Below are 21,563 nucleotides of genomic sequence, written 5' to 3' on the forward strand. Positions count from 1 at the left end.
AACCATTTCAGTTGCACCAACCTACGCGGATGCGTAGGTTTTTTTTTGCCCGCGTTTTACTATTGCCCTCATCGACGCATTTATCCCATGTTAAGCTAACGTTACTGTTAAGCAGTTGAGCTTGATGACAAATCCCATTGGCCGTCCTTTTGTCACTGGCGCCTGCGGCGGCACCGCTCGCTGGCTGCGCTCAATTCGCAGCGGCGGCGCTGGATTAGCCGGTCACCTGTAAAACCGTCTGGGGGCTTCATTATGGATAAAGCAAATGTGGTCAATGAGTTTGGTCAGCCCGTCGGCGCGGCGCTGCCGGACTGGCGGCCGCGCGCCATGGCGCAAAAAGTGACGTTGACGGGCCGGTTTTGCCGCCTGGAGCCGTTGGCGCTGGTTCACAGCCCGGCGCTGTTCGACGCCTGGCATCGTATTGATGACGGACGCGACTGGACCTACTTATCCGCTAACCGGCCCGCGACGCCGCGGGAATGCGACGCGTTGATCGCCGCCAATGCGTCATCCGCCGATACGCTGCATTTCGCCGTGGTGGATTTGGCCACCGGCAAGGCGGTCGGTTCGGTGGCTTTAATGCGCATCGACCCGGCCAATGGCGTACTGGAAATAGGCTGGGTCAATTGGTCGCCATTGATGAAACGCTCCGCCTGCGGTACCGAGGCGATTTTCCTGCTGCTGGGATATACCTTCGACACCCTGAAGTACCGGCGCTGCGAATGGAAATGCCACAGCTTGAACCTGGCGTCCAACCGGGCGGCCAAACGGCTGGGGTTCCAATTTGAGGGCACCTTTCGCCAGGCTATCGTCGCCAAAGGCCGCAACCGGGATACCTGCTGGTATTCAATCATCGATGGCGAATGGGCGGCCGTCGGGCAGGCGTTGCGCGAGTGGCTGGCGCCGGGCAATTTTACCGGCCAGGGTCGACAGATCGGGCCGCTGGCGGCATTTGGCCAGGGAAAACCGGCATAATGCAGCGGCGGGAATATCCCGGCCATTGCACCAGTTGCCAGCGACCATAAATATTCTACAAGGAGATGGCATGCTTTTTTCAGTTTTGCGCCAATTGTTCCGGCTACTTTACCGGGTGGAAGTCATCGGCGATCCCGAGGTCTTGCGCCAACCGAAAGTCATGATTACCCCCAACCACGTCTCCTTTCTCGATGGCATCCTGCTGGCGATTTTCCTGCCGGTAAAACCGGTGTTCGCCATTTATTCAACTATTACCGACGCCTGGTATATGCGCGCGGTGAAACGCTACGTGGATATCCTGCCCATGGACCCCACCAAGCCGCTCAGCATCAAGCAATTAATCAAATATATCGGCCACGGCCGGCCGGTGGTGGTATTTCCGGAAGGGCGGATTACCGTTACCGGTTCGCTGATGAAAATCTATGACGGCGCGGCGTTTGTCGCGTCCCGCTCCGGCGCCACCGTGGTGCCCGTCTGGCTGGATGGGCCGGAGCTGACGCCGTTTGGCCGCATGGGCGGCATTATCAAGCGCCACTGGTTCCCGAAAATCACCATTCATCTGCAAAAACCGGTCAGCCTGCCGATGCCCCAGGCCCCGCGCGCGCGCGATCGCCGCCGCATCGCCGGTGAAAACCTGCACCGCATCATGATGAATGCCCGCATGGCGTCCAGACCGCGGCAAACCCTTTATCAGGCGCTATTGGCGGCGGCATGGCGCTACGGCGCCTCCAAGCCCTGCATCGAGGATATTGCTTTTAGCGCGGACAGCTATCGCGGATTGTTGAAAAAAACCCTGGGCGTGAGCCGCATCCTGGAGCGTTTCACCACCCCGGGAGAACACGTGGGATTGCTGCTGCCCAATGCCACCATTTCCGCCGCCGTTATTCTGGGGGCGGGACTGCGCGGGCGGATTCCGGCGTTGCTCAATTACACCTCCGGGGCGAACGGCATCAGCAACGCCGTCAAGGCCGCCGGCATAAAGACCATCGTCAGTTCGCGTCAGTTCCTGGATAAAGCCAAACTGACCGCGCTGCCGATTGAAGTCGGCGGGGTGGACTGGGTTTTTCTGGAAGATCTCAAGGACACGGTTACGCTGGCGGATAAGCTGTGGATTATCTGCCATTTGTGTGTTCCGGCCCGCGCGGAGCTGGCGCAGCGGCCCGACGACAGCGCGCTGGTGTTGTTTACGTCCGGTTCGGAAGGCACGCCCAAAGGCGTAGTGCACTCCCATGACAGTATCCTGGCCAATATTGAACAAATCCGCGCGGTGGCGGATTTTACCCCACGGGACAAATTTCTTTCCGCGCTGCCGCTGTTTCATGCGTTTGGCCTGACCGTCGGGTTATTTGCGCCGCTGTTGACCGGGGCGCGGGTGCTGCTTTATCCCAGCCCGCTGCACTACCGGGTCATTCCGGAGCTGGTTTACGATCAGAACTGCACCGTCTTGTTCGGTACTTCCACCTTCCTCGCGCAATATGGCCGGCTGGCCCATCAATATGATTTCGCCCGGGTGCGTTATGTGGTGGCCGGCGCGGAAAAGCTCTCGGAAAATACCCGCGTGCTCTGGCAGGACAAATTCGGCATCCGCATCCTGGAAGGCTACGGCGTGACCGAATGCGCGCCGGTGGTGGCCATTAATGTTCCCATGGCGGCGAAAGTGCATACCGTCGGCCTGATCCTGCCGGGCATGCAGGCGCGGCTGATACCGGTGCAGGGCATTGAACGGGGCGGGCAGTTGCAATTGCGCGGACCGAATATCATGAAGGGCTACCTGCGGGTCGATCATCCCGGCGTACTGGAAACCCCGGCCGCCGATAACGGGGCGGGAGTAAAAGAAGCGGGCTGGTATGACACCGGGGATATCGTCACTCTCGACGACCAGGGCTTTTGCGCGATCCAGGGACGGGTCAAACGCTTTGCCAAGCTGGCCGGAGAAATGGTTTCGCTGGAAAGCGTGGAGCAGCTGGCGACCAAAGTATCCCCCGACGCCCGGCACGGCGCCGCCGCCAAAAGCGATAACGCCAAGGGGGAAGGCCTGGTGCTTTTCACCACCGACGCCGGACTGACCCGCGACCGGCTGTTGCAGCGGGCGCGCCAGGACGGTATTCCGGAAATTTCGGTGCCGCGCGATATCCGCCATGTTGAAGAACTTCCCCTATTGGGCAGCGGCAAGCCCGATTTCGTCGCGCTGAAAAAAATGGCTGATGCCACGGAGAACCAGGAATGAACCAAACCCAAACCGCCCCGGCGAACCTCTTGTCCCGGCCTATGATGGCGGTTATGTGCGCCCAGTTCTTTTCGGCTTTTGGGGATAATGCGCTGCTTTTCGCCACCCTGGCGCTGATCAAGCAGCAGGACTATCCGGCCTGGAGCCAGCCGGTGCTGCAAATGCTGTTCGTGGGCGCCTATATCGTGCTGGCGCCCTTTGTCGGGCAATTCGCCGATAATTTCGCCAAAGGCCGGGTCATGATGGCGGCCAATAGCCTGAAGCTGGCGGGCGCGCTGATTATCTGTTTCGGCTTTAATCCCTTTCTCGGGTATTGCCTGGTGGGCGTCGGCGCCGCCGCCTACTCGCCGGCCAAATACGGCATCCTGGGGGAATTAACCCACGGCGGGCAGCTGGTAAAGGCCAACGGCCTGATTGAAGCCTCCACCATTGCCGCCATTCTGATCGGTTCGGTGGCCGGCGGCGTACTGGCGGACTGGCACGTGGGCATGGCGCTGGCGGTGTGCGCCCTGACCTTCGGCGTGGCCGTGGTGGCCAATGTGTTTATTCCGCGGTTGCCGGCCGCCAGACGCGCCGACTCCTGGAACCCGGTGCGCATGATTGGCGGCTTTGCGTCCGCCTGCCGCCTGCTCTGGCGCAATGGCGAAACCCGTTTTTCGATTATCGGCACCAGCCTGTTCTGGGGGGCGGGGGTGACCCTGCGCTTCCTGTTGGTGCTATGGGTGCCGGTGGCGCTGGGTATCATGGATAACGCCACCCCGACCACGCTCAACGCCATGGTGGCGGTGGGTATCGTGTTCGGCGCGGGCGCGGCTGCCAAGCTGGTGCGGCTGGAAACGGTGCGGCGCTGCATGCCGGCCGGTATCCTGCTGGGCCTGGTGGTAGTGGCGTTGAGCCTGCAACATCATCTGCTGCCGTCCTATATGCTGCTGGCGCTGATTGGCATCCTCGGCGGCTTTTTTATCGTGCCGCTGAACGCCCTGCTGCAACAGCGCGGCAAGGAGAGCGTGGGGGCGGGCAATGCCATCTCGGTGCAGAACTTTGGCGAGAACATTGCCATGCTGCTGATGCTCGGGCTTTATTCGCTGGTGGTAAAATTGGGCGCCACCGCCGTCGTCATCGGCATAGGTTTCGGCGTGCTGTTTTCAGCGGCGATTGTACTGCTGTGGTGGACCACCCGGAGCAGGGCCCTCAGGTCATGACGCTGCGATCCTTATCCGGCCGCTATGGCCGGATCGGACGGGCTAACAAGCGCGGAACAGGGATCAGGGGGCCGGGATGGTAAAGCGCTGATGGATTTTTTCCAGCTCGCCGATAATCTCTTCGTTCAGGGTGAGATCCAGGCTGTCCAGGTTGGTTTGCAGTTGTTCCAGGGATGTCGCCCCAAGCAGGGTGGAAGCCACAAACGGCTGCTGGCGCACAAATGCCAGCGCCATCTGCGCCGGGTCCAGCCCATAGCGCGCGGCCAGCGCCGCATATTCGGCGATCGCCTGCTGGGTGTGGGGCGCGCTGTAGCGGGTAAACCGGCTAAACAGCGTATTGCGGGCGCCGGCGGGACGGGCGCCGTTCAGGTATTTGCCGGTCAGCGTACCGAACGCCAGGCTGGAGTAAGCCAGCAGTTCCAATCCCTCGAATTGGCTGATTTCGGCCATGCCCACTTCAAAACTGCGGTTTAGCAGGCTGTAGGGATTCTGCACCGTGACGATACGCGGCAGATCGTGTTTTTCGGCCAGTTGCAAATAGCGCATGGCGCCCCAAGGCGTCTCGTTGGAAATGCCCAGATAACGGATCTTGCCGGCGCGTACCTGCTCGGTAAGGGCCTCCAGCGTTTCCAGGATGGTCACCGCCAGCTTTTCGTCGGTGTATTGGTAATTAAGCTTCCCGAAGCAGTTGGTGGCGCGCTGCGGCCAATGGACCTGATAAAGATCGAGATAATCGGTGTTCAGACGTTGCAGGCTGGCTTCGAGCGCTATGCGGATATTTTTGCGATCGAGAATTTGCTGCGGCCGGATGCCCGCGTCGTTGCCGCGGGAGGGCCCCGCCACTTTACTGGCCAAGATGATTTTTTCGCGCTGGCCGTGCCGCTTGAGCCAATTACCGATATAGGTTTCCGTCAGTCCCTGGGTCTCGGGCCGCGGCGGCACCGGATACATTTCAGCCGTGTCGATAAGATTAACCCCGGCGGCAACGGCGTGATCCAGCTGCGCATGGGCCTCGGCCTCACTGTTTTGTTCGCCAAAGGTCATGGTGCCCAAACCCAAAACGCTGACTTCAAGAGAACTATGGGGAATACGGTGATAATGCATTGAGGCTGGTTCCTTAGTGTCTGAAAAGATCAGGCGTTGTCAAGCGCCGCCTGATCTGACTATAACCAAGCCAGGCTGCGGGGAAAAGCGCAAAATGGGCGGGTGAAGTATGTTTTGTTAATCTGGCCGATGAATAATCAGCGTTCGATCATCTGCGATACATCGTTGCCGTTAATCTGCATTTCATTGCCGCGCTCGTCGGTGTAACGAATCAAACCGGTGGTTTTATCCAGTTCGGGTTTACCTTGCGTCAAGATCATCCGGCCGTCTTTGGTCGCCATGACATAATCGCTGGCGCAGCCCGACAACATGCCGGCCAATGCCGCCGCCGAGATCAACATTAGGTATTTTTTCATCAGTCTCATCCGTCTTAAGCCTTGGGGTCTGCCCGCCGGGCGCCACTGACTTTCTTATTTCTGATCAGATTCAGCGCCTCGACACCCATTGAAAAGAACATCGCGAAATAAATGTAGCCCTTAGGCACGTGAACATCAACGCTTTCCAGGATCAAAGTAAACCCGATTAAAATCAGGAACGTCAGCGCCAGCATTTTTACGGAGGGATGGCGGGCGACGAATTCGCCGATCGGCCGCGCGGCGAACATCATTACGCCTACCGCAATCACCACTGCCGCCATCATGATGAACAAATGATTCGATAAGCCGACGGCGGTAATCACCGAGTCCAGGCTGAAAATCACGTCCAGCAGCATGATTTGCGTAATGGCGCCGATAAAGGAACTCACGTTGCTGTTTTGCTCGGCTTCGCCCCCTTCCAGGGTTTGGTGGATTTCCCCGCAGGATTTCCAGATCAAAAAGATCCCTCCCAGCAGCAGAATTAAGTCTCGGATCGATATTTCGTTATCGAAAACGGTAAACAGCGGATAGGTTAAACGTATCACCCATGAAATGGACGCCAGCAGGCAAAGCCGCATGACCATGGCGCCGAACAATCCCAGACGGCGCGCTTTGGCCCGTTGCGCCGGCGGCAGCTTGGCGACGACCAGGGAAAGAAAGATGATATTATCGATACCAAGGACGATTTCCAGAATAGTTAGTGTTCCCAGTGCCAACCATGCATCGGGAGCCACAATCCAATCAAACATTATGATCAATTACCTAAATGTAAACGAAGCTTAAACGAATATTATAAACAGGTAAAAAGGCCGGCAGGCAAGGAAAATGCGACTTAAATCACGTAATGCCTGGCAAGCATCGGCCCGGTAAAGGTCTTTTTCAGGTAGAATCCGCGCGGCAACGTCATGATCGGCTGGCCAAATTCGCCGGTGGCTTTGGTCAGCGCCCGGCTGTTGGCGGCCTTCGGCCGCAGTTGCAGCACCTCGCCATGGCGCGCGGTAATACGTTCCACTTGCCCCAGCACGATTAAATCCATCAGTTCCTCCCAGTCGCAGCGTAGCAGGTGCTCCTCCTCCGGGCTGGGACTCCATAACAACGGCGTGCCGATGCGCCGCCGGGTCAGCGGAATATCCCGCGTCCCCTCTACCGGTATCCATAATACGCGGGCTAATTTATATCGCACGTGGCTGGTTTCCCAGGTGACGCCGCTGTTGCCGGTCAGCGGCGCGACGCAGACAAAGGTGGTTTCCAGCGGCCGGCCGGCGCTGTCCACCGGGATGGTTTTCAGTTCCACGCCGATGGCGGCGAAATCTTGTTCCGGCTTGCTGCCGGCGCTGGCGCCGAGATAACGCTCCAGCAGCACGCCGATCCAGCCTTTATCCCGTTTCAGATTAGCCGGCAGCACCAGGCCCGCATGCGCCGCCAGTTCACCCATATTGTACCCTGCCAGGGCCGTTGCGCGGGCCAACAGCTCCGCTTCGTCCCCCGGCGGGGTAACGGGCTTGGCGATCGGGGGCAGGCTCATAATTCATTCTCCCCATGCTGTTTAAAAACTGACCTTTGTCGGTCGGCCGAAAAGGGTTATTGATTTTTTAATTATCAGGCCATAATAATAGCATGATTTCACACTCTTTTTTGTCGGCTACGCTTTTTTTGCCGGCCCGGCCGCGGCGGGTTGTGCACCAGTAGCAGCCGACAATGAACAGGATCTTACACCATGTTATCCACAGATCTATGGGATAACCTTGATAAATGGGTACCACTGTCTCTATTTACAGCCTTGACGCCCCCTGTTTTTGCTGGTTTGTCCATAATATGCTGCTCTTTTTGCCACAAATTGTGGATAAAGTCATCATTGCGTGAAATTTGACCTCTGGGAAGTCCAGCGTACGCGCGGCGGATCTTCCACGATCCTTTTGAGGCAGGGCTTGGTTATTAGCGGGTTGAAAAATTTGGTTTTTTTTTATGTATAATTTTACTGCGCCCCTCTTTGGCCAAAAGTTTTACCCATTTAATCCAGCGTTCTGCACACATCTATCCACAGAAAAAGTGAATAAAATCGGCGTTGGACGCGGATGCCTGTTAATAACCTCGTCCGCCGCGCCATGCCGCAGGCCCGCGCAGTCAGGCATTCTTGTAAAGCAGTGGTTTACCGTATTGAGTGAGTGTGAAACAATCAGGGCATCTTTGCATTTTATGTAATCGAGGTAGTCCGGTGATCGATGATGATGGCTACCGCCCGAATGTTGGTATTGTAATCTGTAATCGTGATGGGCAGGTTGTGTGGGCCAGGAGATACGGGCAGCACTCATGGCAGTTTCCCCAGGGCGGGATTAACGCCGGCGAGACTCCCGAGCAGGCCATGTACCGTGAACTGTATGAAGAGGTCGGACTGAGCCGGAAGGATGTGCGCATCCTGGCCGCCACCCGCAACTGGTTACGGTATAAGCTGCCAAAGCGGTTGGTCCGCTGGGACACCAAACCGGTCTGCATCGGCCAGAAGCAAAAATGGTTTCTGCTGCAACTCATGTGTCAGGATGCCGATATCAATATGCAGTGCGGGGGCACCCCTGAATTTGATGGCTGGCGTTGGGTCAGTTTTTGGTACCCGGTGCGCCAGGTGGTTTCTTTTAAGCGGGACGTTTACCGCCGGGTTATGAAAGAGTTTTCTACCGTAGTCATGCCGTTGCAGGAATCGACCGCGCAACGGACTCTCCCTGCCTACAGACGGAAGAGGGGTTAAGCCACGCAGAACATGCTTACGCGTTTGCGCGAAATCGTAGAAAAGGTCGCAGCTGCGCCGCGTTTGTCGGATACGCTGGAAATTCTGGTTAATGAAACCTGTCTGGCGATGGATACCGAGGTCTGCTCGGTGTATCTGGCCGACAACGATCGCCGCTGCTATTACCTGATGGCCACGCGCGGTTTGAAAAAACCGCGCGGGCGTACCGTCACGCTGGCGTTCGACCAGGGCATAGTCGGGCTGGTGGGACGCCTGGCGGAGCCTATCAACCTGGCCGACGCCCATAACCATCCCAGCTTCCAGTATATTCCCGCGGTAAAAGAAGAGCGGTTCCGCTCGTTCCTCGGGGTGCCCATCATCCATCGCCGCCAACTGCTGGGCGTGCTGGTGGTGCAGCAACGCGAGCACCGCCAGTTCGACGAAAGCGAAGAATCTTTCATGGTGACGCTGGCCACGCAAATGGCCGGTATTTTATCCCAGTCCCAGCTTAACGCGCTGTTCGGCCAATATCGTCAGACGCGTATCCGCGCCCTGGCGGCGGCCCCGGGCGTGGCCATCGCCCAAGGCTGGGTGGACAACAGCCAGCCTTCCCTTGACCAGGTGTTTAAAGCTTCCTCCCTGGACAGCGCGCGCGAACGCGAGCGTCTGACCTTCGCCCTGGGCGAGGCGGCGGCTGAATTCCGGCGCTTTAGCAAGCGTTTTACCGCCAATGCCCAAAAAGACAGCGCGGCTATTTTCGACCTTTATTCCCATCTGTTGAACGACGCCAGGCTCAAGCGCGAGCTGTTTGCGGAAATCGACGCCGGCTCCATTGCCGAATGGGCGGTAAAACAGGTGATCGAACAGTTCGCCGAACAGTTCGCCCAGCTCAACGACAGCTATATGCGCGAGCGATCCGGTGATTTGCGCGCCCTCGGCCAGCGGCTGCTGTTCCATCTGGATGACAATATCCAGGGCGAGACGCCCTGGCCTTCGCGCTTTATACTGGTGGCCGACGAGCTGAGCGCGACGCTGTTGGCGGAGATGCCGCAGGATAAAATGGTCGGCGTGGTGGTCAGGGACGGGGCCGCCAATTCCCATGCCGCCATCCTGGTGCGCGCCATGGGCATCCCCACCGTGATGGGGGCCGATATTCAACCGGCGCTGCTTAACCAGCGCCTGCTGGTGGTTGACGGTTACCGCGGCGAACTGCTGGTCGATCCCGAACCGGTGCTGGTGCAGGAATATCAGCGGCTAATCAGCGAGGAAAAGCAGCTCAGCCGCCTGGCGGAAGATGACGTCGAGCAGCCGGCCACCATGAAGGGCGGCGAGCGCATTCAGGTGATGCTTAACGCCGGGCTCAGCGCCGAGCATGAACAGCGCCTGGGGAATCGGGTGGACGGCGTCGGCCTCTATCGCACCGAAATTCCTTTTATGCTGCAAAGCGGCTTCCCTTCCGAGGATGAGCAGGTTGCGCAATACCAGGGCATGCTGCAATTGTTCCCGGCCAAATCGGTCACCCTGCGCACGCTGGATGTCGGATCGGATAAACAGCTGCCGTATATGGCGCCGATCAACGAGGAGAACCCCTGCCTCGGCTGGCGCGGTATCCGCATTACCCTCGATCAGCCGGAGATTTTCTTGATTCAGGTGCGCGCCATGCTGCGCGCCAACGCCGCCACCGGCAACCTCAGCATTTTGCTGCCGATGATCACCAGCGTCGATGAAATCGACGAAGCGCGCCGCCTTATCGATCGGGCCGGGCGCGAAGTGGAAGAAATGCTGGGCTACCCGCTGCCCGCGCTGCGTATCGGCGTGATGATCGAAGTGCCGGCCATGGTATTTATGCTGCCGCTGCTGATTAACCGGGTGGATTTTGTGTCGGTGGGATCGAACGATCTGACCCAATACCTGCTGGCGGTCGATCGCAACAATACCCGGGTGGCGGCCATGTACGACAGCCTGCATCCGGCCATGCTGCAAGTATTGCTGAAGATCGTCACCGACTGCCGCTACCTGGGCCTGGACTGCAGCCTGTGCGGCGAGATGGCCGGCGACCCCATGGGGGCGTTGCTGTTAACCGGCATGGGCTACCGCACCCTCAGTATGAACGGGCGCAGCGTGGCCAGAATCAAATACCTGCTGCGCAATGTCGAACTTGAGGATGCGGGCGCATTGGTGGAACGGGTGCTCAGCGCGCAAAATGCCATTGATGTCCGCCACCAGGTGGCGGCGTTTTTGGAACGCCGCGGGCTGGGCGGCCTGATCCGCGGCGGCCGCTGACGGGCGGGCGGCGTAAAAAAACTTACACTATTGGCCGCTAAATTTACCGTCGCCCCCCGCCAAAAATACGGCGCTATGCTATGATACGCCGGCGTCGGACGAACCAAGCCCACTGCATGCCAACGCTTTTTTCGTTATCGAATAGCCTGCGCCCCGCCAGATCGACGGGGTGAAAATGACATAAATCGTGGTGATGAATGACAACGAATTATCTGGCCTTTCCTCAGTTTGATCCGGTTATATTCTCAATAGGTCCGGTCTCGCTCCATTGGTACGGCCTGATGTACCTGGTCGGTTTTGTTTTCGCTATGTGGCTGGCGGTGCGCCGCGCCAACCGGCCCGGCAGCGGCTGGACCAAAGATGAAGTGGAGAACCTGCTGTACGCGGGTTTCCTGGGGGTGTTTTTAGGCGGGCGCATCGGTTACGTATTGTTCTATAACATGCCCGTGTTCCTCGACGACCCGCTGTATTTATTCAAGGTCTGGGATGGCGGCATGTCATTCCACGGCGGCCTGATCGGGGTCATCATCGTGATGTTCTGGTTTGCCTACCGGACCAAGCGCCATTTCTTCCAGGTGGCGGATTTTATCGCGCCGATGATCCCCTTTGGCCTGGGCGCCGGCCGCTTGGGCAACTTTATCAACGGCGAGCTCTGGGGGCGCGTTACCACCGATACGCCGTGGGCCATGCTGTTCCCCGGTTCCCGCAGCGAGGATTTGGCTTTGCTGCCGACGCACCCGCAATGGCAGGAGCTATTTAATCAATATGGCATGCTGCCGCGCCACCCCTCGCAGATTTATGAACTGCTGCTCGAAGGCGTGGTGCTGTTTATTATCCTCAATGTGTTTATTCGCAAGCCGCGCCCCCTGGGCAGCGTATCGGGCCTGTTCCTGATGGGTTACGGCGCGTTTCGTATTATCGTTGAGTTTTTCCGGCAGCCCGACGCGCAGCTCGGATTATTCGACGGCATGGTCAGCATGGGGCAAATTCTCTCGGTGCCGATGATCATCGCCGGTTTGATTATGTTTATCTGGGCCTACCGCCGTCGCCCGCAGCAACAACTGTCCTGAGGTCACATGAAACAGTATTTGGATTTGATGCGCCTGGTGCGTAACGAAGGCACGCCGAAAGCGGATCGCACCGGTACCGGCACATTGTCAATCTTCGGCCACCAGATGCGCTTCGATTTGCAGCGGGGATTTCCTTTGGTCACCACCAAACGCTGCCATCTCCGGTCGATCATTTACGAACTGCTGTGGTTTCTCAACGGCGATACCAACGTCGGTTACCTGCATGACCACAACGTGTCCATTTGGGACGAGTGGGCTGACGAGAGCGGCAGCCTCGGTCCGGTCTACGGCAAACAGTGGCGCGCCTGGGGCGCGGCGGACGGCCGTCAAATCGATCAACTGAGCCGGGTGATTGACCAATTGCGCCAGGACCCGGACTCCCGGCGCATTATCGTCTCCGCCTGGAATGTGGGTGAACTGGATCAAATGGCGCTGTCGCCTTGTCACGCGCTGTTCCAGTTTTATGTCGCCAACGGCACGTTATCCTGCCAGCTGTATCAGCGTTCGTGCGATATTTTCCTCGGCCTGCCGTTTAATATCGCCAGCTACGCGCTGTTGATGCACATGGTGGCGCAGCAGTGCGATCTCCAGGTGGGGGATTTTGTCTGGACCGGCGGGGATACCCACCTGTACAGCAATCATCTGGAACAGGCCGATTTGCAGCTGACCCGCGAACCGCGCGCGTTGCCGCAGCTGATCGTTAAACGTAAACCGGCTTCGCTGTTCGATTACCGGTTCGAGGATTTCGATATCCAGGGCTACGATCCGCATCCGCCGATCAAAGCCCCGGTCGCTATCTGAATCCCATAGGTTCCCCGGCGCGGCTTGAGCCGCCGGGGAGCCTGAATTGCTATACCCCTCGCATTTTTTTGCCCCCTTGCATTACCCCATTTAATCTTTTGCGCGGAGCTTGGCAGTTCGCGCTGCCGGCGCTGGCGCCAGCAGACTCTCGCCGTTACCCTGCGGATTATGAAAAACCTGAATCAACGGGGATTTACCCTGATAGAAATGCTGCTGGTACTGGCGCTGATGGCGGCCGTTGCCCTGTCTGGCGGCGTCACCTGGCAGCATTACCGGCACAAGGCCCAGCTGGATCAAAGCGCCCGCCAGATCGCGGATTTTTTGCTGCGTTTGCAACTGTGCGCCGGCTGGGGCAATCATACCTGCCGTATTGCCGTGAAGCCGGGGCTCGGCTGGTCGCTGACCGCGCGCTTTGACGACGGCGACGAACCCGCGGCGCCGATGGCGCCGCCCATGGCACGCTTGACCAGCCCGTTTCCTGATATCCGGCTGGAGATGTCCGCGCCCGGATATCTCACCCTGGCCGGTTTGCGCAATACCGCCACCGCGGCGCATCTGGTCATCGCCAATCCGGCGGGCAGGCTCAGGATCATTCTGTCCGGCAAGGGCCGGGTGCGGATGTGCAGCGAACTGGGGCGGTGGGCGGACATGGCGCCGTGCTAAAGCCGGGGCAGGGCGGGTTCAGCCTGGTGGAGGCCCTGTGCACCCTGGCGATAACCAGCATGGTGCTGCTGGGCAGCCTGCATTTTTTTCCCGTATTGCACCGTCAATGCCATGGGGCAATGTTGCAAATGCAGTTAACGCGGCAACTGGAGCAAAGCGTGTTATCCATAGAAAAAGATTTGCGGCGCGCGGGTTACTGTTCGCCGCCGTGTCCGGGGCCGGCGGTATTTATCGCCCGGCGGCACGGGGAAACGCCCGGCTCCTGCGTGATACTGCGTTATGCCTTTTATCCGGCGGATGCCAGAAAACCGGGCTGCCGCCTGGTTAACGATACGTTTGGTTATCGGCTGCACCGCGGCGCGCTGGAGACGCAGCGCGGCGTCGGACACTGCGATGGGCCGGGATGGGCAAGGATGCATGATACCCAGCGGTGGGCCATTACTCTGTTTCAGTGCGAACCCCTGGGCGATCGCGCCTGGCGGGTGACCCTGGCCGGCGCGGCGCGCAGCCATCCCGCCATTACCTATCGTCTCAGCCGCGTGATTGCCGGGCGCAACGGTTAACCGTGGGCGCGCAGAGGGGCGGCGGCACCCTGGCGGCGTTATTGGCCGTGCTGGTTATCAGTTTGATGGTCATGGCGGCATGGCAGCGGCAGTTGGATTTGTCGTTGGCGCTGCTTAACGACGAGCAGCGCTACCTTGCCGCGTTTCACCAGGCGGAATCCGCGCTGGCATGGGGCGCGCGGCAATATTGGCATGCAGAACACGCGCAGTGCCGGCAGCCGGAGGGCGAGACGTTCCGCGCCTGCCTGCTGGCCGATCGCCGGGCGGGCCGATGGATATTACGCGGCGAAAGCGGCGCCGGCGACGTTATCGCCGGGCCGCTGCGCCTCTACCGGCAGGTGGAATTGCGGCCAATCACAGCGCCCGGGGCGGGGGACGGCGGCGCTTTAGCGGCAATACGCTGCGGCGGGGATAAGCCGTGCTTTGGCTTGTCGCCCCACCCCGGGGGCTGGCTGGATTATTTGCCACGATAACGCCGCCACAGCAAAGCTGACGGGATAAATAAAGAGCAACAAGGAGCAATAATGCGCCAACATAATCGCCAGTCGGGCGCGGGTTTGCCGGAAGCGATGATGGCGGTGCTGCTGTTTTCAACGGTGGCCCTGGCGCTGCTGCACTATCAGCAACGCCTTGAGCACCGCCGGGAAGATCTGCGCCAATACCGGCAGGCGCTGGCGGCGGCCCATCAGGCGCTGGAATGCTATCGCACGCCTGGCCTGGCGGATCGGGTGGAACTGCCCGTACGCTGGCGGCTGACATTGACCGAACACCCCCGCGGGTCAGACTGCGTGCGGGTGAGCGCCGTGGTCTGCCGCGCTCATGAGCGGCGGGTCGAGCTTAACCGGTGGTTTTGCCCATAACCGCGCGGGCTGGCGCGGCGTCATGAAACGGTATCGCGGGCGATGAACGCTTGTTTTCAGCGTAAATCCCGTTACAGTGTCGGCATGAATACCCGTGCTATGGCGGGATTATATCCGGTATACCAGGCTCCATCCCAAGGCGTCCTGTCCGGCAAGGTCCTGTAGCCAAGGCCATGGTTGCCAAGGCCATGGTTGCCAAGGTCATGGTTGCCAAGGTCATGGTAGCGAGGTAAAGAGGGGACTGCATGTTTACGGTTTACCATTCAAACCAGCTGGATTTGCTGAAGGCGCTGGCCGCCGCCCTGATCGAGGGGAGGCCGCTGCGCGATCCTTTCCAACCGGAAGTGATCCTGGTGCAAAGCACCGGCATGGCCCAATGGATGCAGATGGAGCTGGCCGCGCGTTTTGGGATCGCCGCCAATATCGAGTTTCCGCTGCCCGCCAGTTTTATCTGGCAAATGTTTACCCGCGTGCTGCCGGATATTCCAGAGGAAAGCGCCTTTTCCAAGGATGCCATGACCTGGAAACTGATGACGCTGCTGCCCCGGCTATGCGAACAGCCGGGCTTTGAGACGATTTGCCAATATCTGCAAGGCGATGGCGACCAGCGCAAATGTTTTCAGTTCGCCGCCCGGGTGGCCGATCTCTTTGATCAATATCTGGTATTCCGTCCGGACTGGCTGGAAAGCTGGCAGCGGGGCGAACGGCTGCCGGAACTGGGGGATGCGCAGGAATGGCAGGCCCCCCTCTGGCTGGCCCTGGTGGCATTTACCGAGCAGGCCGGCCAATCGCCTTGGCACCGCGCCAATCTTTATCAACGTTTTATCCAGACGCTCGAACAAGCGCAGGCATGTCCCGCTGGTTTGCCGGAGCGCGTGTTCATCTGCGGCATATCCGCGCTGCCGCCCACGTATCTACAGGCGCTGCAGGCCCTGGGCCGGCATATCGATGTCCATCTGTTGTTTACCAATCCCTGCCGCTATTACTGGGGCGATATCAGGGACTACGCTTTTCTGGCCAAATTGCAAAACCGTAAGCGCAGCCATTACCAGGAAGCGCGGGAAAACCCGCTCTTCCGCCGACCCGAAGACGCCGCCGCCCTGTTTGATAACGAGGGGGAACAGCAGATCGGCAATCCCCTGCTGGCCTCATGGGGGAAACTGGGCCGCGATAATCTGTTTCTGCTGGCCCAGCTTGACGGGGTGCGGGAAGTGGACGCCTTTGTCGACCCGGGCGACGATACCCTGCTCGCGACGCTGCAACGCGACATTCTGGAGCTGGAGGATCATGCCATCGTCGGCATGAGCCGCGAGACCCTGGAAAACAGCTTGGCAAAACGCCTGCTGCAACCGGCGGATCGTTCCCTGAGCCTGCACGTTTGCCACAGCCCCCAGCGGGAAGTCGAGGTGTTGCACGATCAATTGCTGGCCATGATGAGCGAAGACCCCGCCCTGGCGCCGCGGGAAATTATCGTCATGGTGGCGGATATCGATCGTTATGCGCCCGCCATCCAGGCGGTGTTTGGCAATATCAGCGCAGGTCGTTATCTGCCGTTCGCCATTTCCGACCGGCGGGCCAGGCACATTCATCCGGCGCTGCCGGCGTTCCTTACGCTGCTGGAGCTGCCGCAAAGCCGTTTTGCCGCTGAACAGGTGCTGGCGCTGCTGGAAGTGCCGGCGGTGGCGGCCCGGTTTTCCATTGATGAAGCCGGCCAGAAGCTGCTCAGGCAATGGGTGGCCGAGTCGGGTATCCGCTGGGGACTGGACGACGAGAATATCCGCGAGCTGATGCTGCCCGCCACCGGCCAGCACACCTGGCAATTCGGCCTGACGCGCATGCTGCTGGGCTACGCGATGGACAGCCATGGCGGCGACTGGCAGGGCATTCTGCCCTATGACGAGTCCAGCGGGCTGATCGCCGGGCTGGTCGGGCATCTGGCCGACTTATTAATGCAGCTGCGGCGCTGGCGGGATATCCTGCGGGAACCGCGCGCCCTTGCCGACTGGCTGCCCTGCGCCCGCGAACTGGTGGCCGACTTTTTCCTGCCCGATAGCGAGGCCGAAGCCGCGTTGGCCCTGCTGGAAACCCAATGGCAGCAAATACTGCAATTTGGCCTGCAGGCATCCTTTGACGAGCCGGTGTCGGTGATGTTGCTGCGCGACGAGCTGTCCGCGCGTTTGGATCAAGAGCGGATCAGCCAGCGCTTTCTGGCGGGCACGATCAATTTTTGTACCCTGATGCCCATGCGTTCAATCCCGTTCAAAGTGGTCTGCCTGCTGGGCATGAACGACGGGGTCTACCCGCGCACCTTGCCGCCGATGGGGTTTGACCTGATGGCCCGCCAGGCCAGGCGCGGCGATCGCAGCCGCCGCGATGACGATCGCTATTTGTTCCTGGAAGCCCTGCTTTCGGCGCAGCAACGGTTTTATATCAGTTTTATCGGCCGTTCCATCCAGGATAATACCCTGCGTTATCCGTCGGTGCTGGTCAGCGAATTAATGGAGTACGTCGCGCAAAGCTTTTACCTGCCCGGCGATGGACATCTTGACGTGGATGCCAGCGCCGCCAGGGTCAGCGCGCATATCTACCAATGGCACAGCCGGATGCCGTTCGCGGCGCAAAATTTTGTCGACGGTTCCGAACAGCAAAGTTTCGCCGCGGAGTGGCTGCCCGCCGCCAGCGCCGGCGGCAAAGCGCATCCCGAGTTTATCCGTCCCCTGGACGCCGAGCAGATTACCGTCCTGGCGTTTGATTCCCTGCGGCGTTTTTACCATCATCCGGTGCGCGCTTATTTCCAACAGCGCCTGGGGGTCTATTTTCATTTGGAAGAGACCGAACTGGTCGCCGACGAACCTTTTGTCATCGAAGGCCTGACCCGGTATCAACTCAACGACCAGTTGCTTAATACCCTGATCGCCGAGGAAGACCCCGACCAGCTGTACCGCAAAGTTCGCGCCGCGGGATATCTGCCCTATGGCGCCTTTGGCGAACTCTATTGGGCCAAGCAGCGCGATGAAATGGCGCAACTGGCCGAGACGGTGCGCCAGCAACGGCTGGGTGACACGCAAAGCATCGAGATCGACCTGACGCTCGGCGATATCGAACTCAACGGCTGGCTGCCCCAGGTGCAAACGGACGGCCTGCTCCGCTGGCGGCCGGGGGCGCTGTCCATGAAGGATGGATTGGCGCTCTGGCTGGAGCATTTGGTATGGTGCGCCATGGGGGGGACGGGCGAAAGCCGGATGTATGGCGTCAAGGGGGAATGGCGTTTTGCCGCGGTATCCGTGGCGCAGGCGAAAACATGGCTGCTGGCGCTGGTAACGGGCTATTGTCAGGGCATGAATACCCCTTTGTTATTATTGAACCGGGCGGGCGGCGCGTGGCTCAGCCAGTGTTACGATCGCAATAGCGGCGGCATCGACTGGGACGAAACCTGCCAGGCGCAGGGGCGCGATAAGCTCCTGCAGGCCTGGCAGGGCGATGCCTTTACCCCCGGGGAAGGCCAGGACCCTTATTTGCAACGGCTGATGCGGCAACTTGATGAAGACCGAATCCAGGCAATCATGCTGGCGGCGCAAACCTATTTGCTGCCGCCGTTTAGCCGCAACCTGGCGGAAACGGAAAAGCCGCGGCGGGAAAAAAAAACCTCCCAGGCCGACAGAACTGAAAAAAAATTGTCTTAGATTGGGTTGTCTTCCCCGTTATCGCGCCGTGGGCAAAAAAGCGGGTTTCTATGTCGGTGAGTTTTGATGTAGGTTAACTGCGGTATAAAAAAGCCGGATTATTAGCGAAGCGGCCAAGGCCGGCCGTCTAGGGTTTTGTTGGAGAGCGGAATGCGAAGATTGGTTATTGGGTTGTTCAGTTGTGCCTTGTTGTGTTTTTTTAGCATTGCGCCGGTTGAAGCCGCCCCCGGCTGGCAACCGATAAAAGAGACCATTCGCAAGAGCAGTAAAGACGTAAGGCAATATCAGGCCGTCCGGCTGGCCAACGATATGACGGTGCTGCTGGTCAGCGATCCGCAGGCGGTTAAGTCGCTTTCCGCCATTGCGGTGCCGGTGGGATCGCTGGAAAATCCGGATAATCAGCTGGGGCTGGCCCATTACCTTGAACATATGATCCTGATGGGGTCCAAAAAATATCCGCAACCGGGAAACCTGGCCGAGTTTCTCAAAAAACACGGGGGCGACCACAATGCCAGCACCGCGTCCTATCGCACCGCGTTTTACCTTGAAGTGGAAAATAACGCCCTGCTGCCGGCCATCGACCGGCTGGCGGACGCCATTGCCAGCCCGCTGCTCGACCCCGGCAATGCCGATAAGGAGCGCCATGCGGTCAATGCCGAATTGACCATGGCCCGCGCCAATGACGGTTTGCGCATGGCGCAGATCCGCGCCGAAACCATGAACCCGGCCCATCCCGGCTCCCGTTTCTCCGGCGGCAATCTCGACACGCTGCGCGATAAGCCGGGCAGCAATCTGCACCAGGCGCTCAAGGCTTTTTATCACCGCTACTATTCGGCCAACCTGATGGTGGCGGTGATCTACAGTAATCAACCCCTGCCGCGGCTGGCCGAGATAGCGGCGCAAACTTATGGCCGCGTCGCCAACCGCCGCGCCACCGTGCCGGAGATTACCGTACCCGCGGTCACTGAAAAACAAACCGGTATCCTGATTCACTATCAGCCGGTGCAACCGCAAAAGATGCTGCGCATTGAATTTCCCATCGCCAATAACAGCCAGGCGTTTCGCAGCAAAAGCGATACCTATATCAGTTATCTCATCGGTAACCGCAGCCCGAATACTTTAGCGGACTGGTTGCAGAAACAGGGACTGGCGGATGCGATTGACGCGGGCGCCGACCCCATAGTCGATCGCAACGGCGGGGTATTCGCCATTGCCACCTCCCTGAGCGATAAAGGGCTTAAGCAGCGGGACGAAGTGGTGGCGGCCATTTTCAGCTACCTGAAAATGCTGCGCGAACAGGGAATTCAGCGCCAGTATTTTGATGAAATCTCCCATGTGCTTGATCAGGATTTCCGTTATCCGGTTATTACCCGCAACATGGATTATATCGAATGGCTGGTGGATTCAATGCTGCGGGTCCCGGTGCCCCATGTCCTCGACTACCCTTATCTGGCGGATCGCTACGATCCCCAAGCTATTGCCGAGCGGCTCGACGCCATGACGCCGGAACACGCCCGCGTCTGGTTTATCAGCCCCGACGAGCCCCATGATAAAAGCGCCTATTTTGTCAACGCTCCTTACCAGGTGGATAAAATTACGCCGGATCGCCTGGTATTATGGCGGCAGACCCAGGACCACATCACCCTGGCGCTGCCTGCGCTCAACCCCTACATCGCCAACGATTTTTCGTTGATCAAACCCGTGCCCGCGCCGGAGCATCCGCAGTTGATCGTCGATGAGCCGGGCCTGAGGCTACGCTATATGCCCAGCCGCTATTTCGCCGATGAGCCCCGGGCGGACATTACCCTGAATTTCCGTAACGCCGATATCATGTCTTCCGCCCGCAATCAGGTGCTCTATGCGCTCAATGACTATATCGCCAGCCAGGATCTCGCCGAGCTGAGCAATCAGGCCTACGTGGGCGGCATCAGTTTTTCCACCTATGCCAGCGACGGATTGACCATCAAGGCCACCGGTTATACCCAGCGCCTGCCGCAGTTGGCCGTCAGCCTGGTGAACCGTTACGCCACCTTTATTCCCACGGTGGATCAGTTGATCCAGGCCAAAAGCTGGTATCGCGAACAGCTCGACGGCACCGAAAAAGAAAAACCCTACGCGCAGGCCATGATTCCGGTCAAGGTGCTGTCCGCGCTGCCGTATGCGGAACGGGACGAGCGCCGGGCGCTAATCAACGACCTGACGTTGCAGGATCTGATTGCTTATCGCGAGACCCTGTTCAAACCCGCCTCTCTTGATATGCTGGTGGTGGGCAACCTGACCGCGCAGCAGTCCATCGACTTGTCCGCCGAGCTGAAAAAGCAGATTGGCTGGACCGGCACGCAGTGGCTGCGCGCCGAGAAAGTGCAAATTCAGCAGCCGCAGCGGGCCATCATACAAAAAAGCGGCGGCAGCACGGACGCGGCCCTGTCGGCGGTGTATGTGCCCACCGGCTACGATCGGGTGCAGGGCATGGCGAACGGTTATCTGCTCTCGCAAATCATCGAGTCATGGTTTTACCAGCAATTAAGAACCCGCGAACAGCTGGGCTACGCCATTTTCACCATGCCGGTCTTTGTCGGGCAGCAGGGCGGGATCGAGTTCGTGCTGCAAAGCGGCACGCGCCAGCCGGCCTATCTTTACCAACGCTACCAGGCGTTTTTCGGCGCCACCGAGCAGCGCCTGCGCGCCATGGCTCCGGCGGAGTTTGAGCAATACAAACAGGGCATCATCAGCCAATTGCTACAGCAGCCACAGACCCTGAGCGAGGAAGTCGGGCAATATATCGATGATATCGAGCGCGATAACCCGGCATTTGATACCCGTGATAAAGTGGTGGCACAACTGCGGGAGCTGACGTTAGCGCAACTGGCCGATTTCTTCCATCAGGCGGTCATCGAGCCGCGGGGGCTATCGCTGTTGTCGCAAATCGGCGGGGAGGGCCATGACCCGGTCGAGTATGCCGCCCCGGAGGGCTGGACGCTTTATCCCAATGCCTCGGCGTTGCAAAAAACCTTGCCCGTGCTCGCACACCAGGACCAGTAAAGGAAAAAACGC

General features: G+C 59.2%; 17 protein-coding genes. 13 read left to right on the forward strand and 4 right to left on the reverse strand.

Annotated elements, in window-relative coordinates; all coding sequences use genetic code 11:
* The first annotated feature begins 252 nt into the window (after positions 1-252).
* The 3 genes from ACL2XP_RS03525 (at position 253) to lplT (ending at position 4,404) form a co-directional block, all read left to right on the forward strand.
* Positions 253-975, forward strand: coding sequence for a GNAT family N-acetyltransferase (locus ACL2XP_RS03525; protein WP_413737188.1), 723 nt, complete (start codon positions 253-255; stop codon positions 973-975).
* Positions 976-1,045: 70 nt separating this feature from the next.
* Positions 1,046-3,202: a bifunctional acyl-ACP--phospholipid O-acyltransferase/long-chain-fatty-acid--ACP ligase gene (gene aas, locus ACL2XP_RS03530; protein ID WP_413737189.1), complete on the forward strand. Its 2,157-nt coding sequence runs from the start codon at positions 1,046-1,048 to the stop codon at positions 3,200-3,202.
* Entirely contained in the window at positions 3,199-4,404 is a 1,206-nt protein-coding gene (gene lplT / locus ACL2XP_RS03535) for a lysophospholipid transporter LplT (RefSeq protein ID WP_413737190.1), read from the forward strand. Before aas ends, lplT begins: the two co-directional genes overlap by 4 nt.
* Before the next feature lie 63 nt (positions 4,405-4,467).
* Here lplT and ACL2XP_RS03540 read toward each other — a convergent pair whose 3' ends face one another.
* The 4 genes from ACL2XP_RS03540 to mutH all read right to left on the reverse strand — a co-directional run bounded on the left by ACL2XP_RS03540 (position 4,468) and on the right by mutH (position 7,389).
* On the reverse strand, positions 4,468-5,508 hold the full coding sequence (locus tag ACL2XP_RS03540; protein WP_413737191.1) for an NADP(H)-dependent aldo-keto reductase: 1,041 nt from the start codon (positions 5,506-5,508) through the stop codon (positions 4,468-4,470).
* A gap of 137 nt (positions 5,509-5,645) precedes the next feature.
* Positions 5,646-5,864, reverse strand: a complete 219-nt coding sequence (locus tag ACL2XP_RS03545; protein ID WP_413737192.1) for a YgdI/YgdR family lipoprotein — start codon at positions 5,862-5,864, stop codon at positions 5,646-5,648.
* A gap of 14 nt (positions 5,865-5,878) precedes the next feature.
* Positions 5,879-6,613, reverse strand: coding sequence for a TerC family protein (locus tag ACL2XP_RS03550; RefSeq protein WP_413737193.1), 735 nt, complete (start codon positions 6,611-6,613; stop codon positions 5,879-5,881).
* An 83-nt stretch (positions 6,614-6,696) separates the two neighbouring features.
* Entirely contained in the window at positions 6,697-7,389 is a 693-nt protein-coding gene (mutH, locus tag ACL2XP_RS03555; protein WP_413737194.1) for a DNA mismatch repair endonuclease MutH, read from the reverse strand.
* Positions 7,390-8,079: 690 nt separating this feature from the next.
* On the opposite strand from mutH, the gene rppH reads away from it, so the two are divergent.
* The 10 genes from rppH to ptrA all read left to right on the forward strand — a co-directional run bounded on the left by rppH (position 8,080) and on the right by ptrA (position 21,551).
* Positions 8,080-8,607, forward strand: a complete 528-nt coding sequence (gene rppH, locus ACL2XP_RS03560; protein ID WP_413737195.1) for an RNA pyrophosphohydrolase — start codon at positions 8,080-8,082, stop codon at positions 8,605-8,607.
* Positions 8,608-8,619: 12 nt separating this feature from the next.
* On the forward strand, positions 8,620-10,869 hold the full coding sequence (ptsP, locus tag ACL2XP_RS03565; protein ID WP_413737196.1) for a phosphoenolpyruvate--protein phosphotransferase: 2,250 nt from the start codon (positions 8,620-8,622) through the stop codon (positions 10,867-10,869).
* A 197-nt stretch (positions 10,870-11,066) separates the two neighbouring features.
* The gene (lgt, locus tag ACL2XP_RS03570; RefSeq protein ID WP_413737197.1) at positions 11,067-11,939 is read left to right on the forward strand and encodes a prolipoprotein diacylglyceryl transferase; all 873 of its coding nucleotides are present in this window, start codon (positions 11,067-11,069) and stop codon (positions 11,937-11,939) included.
* 6 nt (positions 11,940-11,945) lie between these two features.
* Complete coding sequence (gene thyA, locus ACL2XP_RS03575) at positions 11,946-12,740, forward strand: thymidylate synthase (RefSeq protein WP_413737198.1); 795 nt, start codon at positions 11,946-11,948, stop codon at positions 12,738-12,740.
* A 168-nt stretch (positions 12,741-12,908) separates the two neighbouring features.
* On the forward strand, positions 12,909-13,403 hold the full coding sequence (locus ACL2XP_RS03580; protein ID WP_413737199.1) for a prepilin-type N-terminal cleavage/methylation domain-containing protein: 495 nt from the start codon (positions 12,909-12,911) through the stop codon (positions 13,401-13,403).
* Positions 13,361-13,966 (forward strand): prepilin peptidase-dependent protein, encoded by a 606-nt coding sequence (locus ACL2XP_RS03585; RefSeq protein WP_413737200.1) that lies wholly within the window; start codon positions 13,361-13,363, stop codon positions 13,964-13,966. Before ACL2XP_RS03580 ends, ACL2XP_RS03585 begins: the two co-directional genes overlap by 43 nt.
* A 2-nt stretch (positions 13,967-13,968) precedes the next feature.
* On the forward strand, positions 13,969-14,439 hold the full coding sequence (locus ACL2XP_RS03590; RefSeq protein ID WP_413737201.1) for a DUF2509 family protein: 471 nt from the start codon (positions 13,969-13,971) through the stop codon (positions 14,437-14,439).
* 51 nt (positions 14,440-14,490) lie between these two features.
* Entirely contained in the window at positions 14,491-14,826 is a 336-nt protein-coding gene (locus tag ACL2XP_RS03595) for a prepilin-type N-terminal cleavage/methylation domain-containing protein (protein ID WP_413737202.1), read from the forward strand.
* A 245-nt stretch (positions 14,827-15,071) separates the two neighbouring features.
* Positions 15,072-18,509 (forward strand): exodeoxyribonuclease V subunit gamma, encoded by a 3,438-nt coding sequence (recC, locus tag ACL2XP_RS03600; protein WP_413737203.1) that lies wholly within the window; start codon positions 15,072-15,074, stop codon positions 18,507-18,509.
* 150 nt (positions 18,510-18,659) lie between these two features.
* Positions 18,660-21,551 carry a pitrilysin gene (gene ptrA, locus ACL2XP_RS03605; protein WP_413737204.1) on the forward strand — a complete coding sequence of 964 codons (2,892 nt, stop codon included), beginning with the start codon at positions 18,660-18,662 and terminating at the stop codon, positions 21,549-21,551.
* Positions 21,552-21,563 lie beyond the last annotated feature (12 nt).

The organism is Sodalis sp. RH21, from assembly GCF_047324175.1.
Lineage (GTDB): Bacteria > Pseudomonadota > Gammaproteobacteria > Enterobacterales > Enterobacteriaceae > Acerihabitans.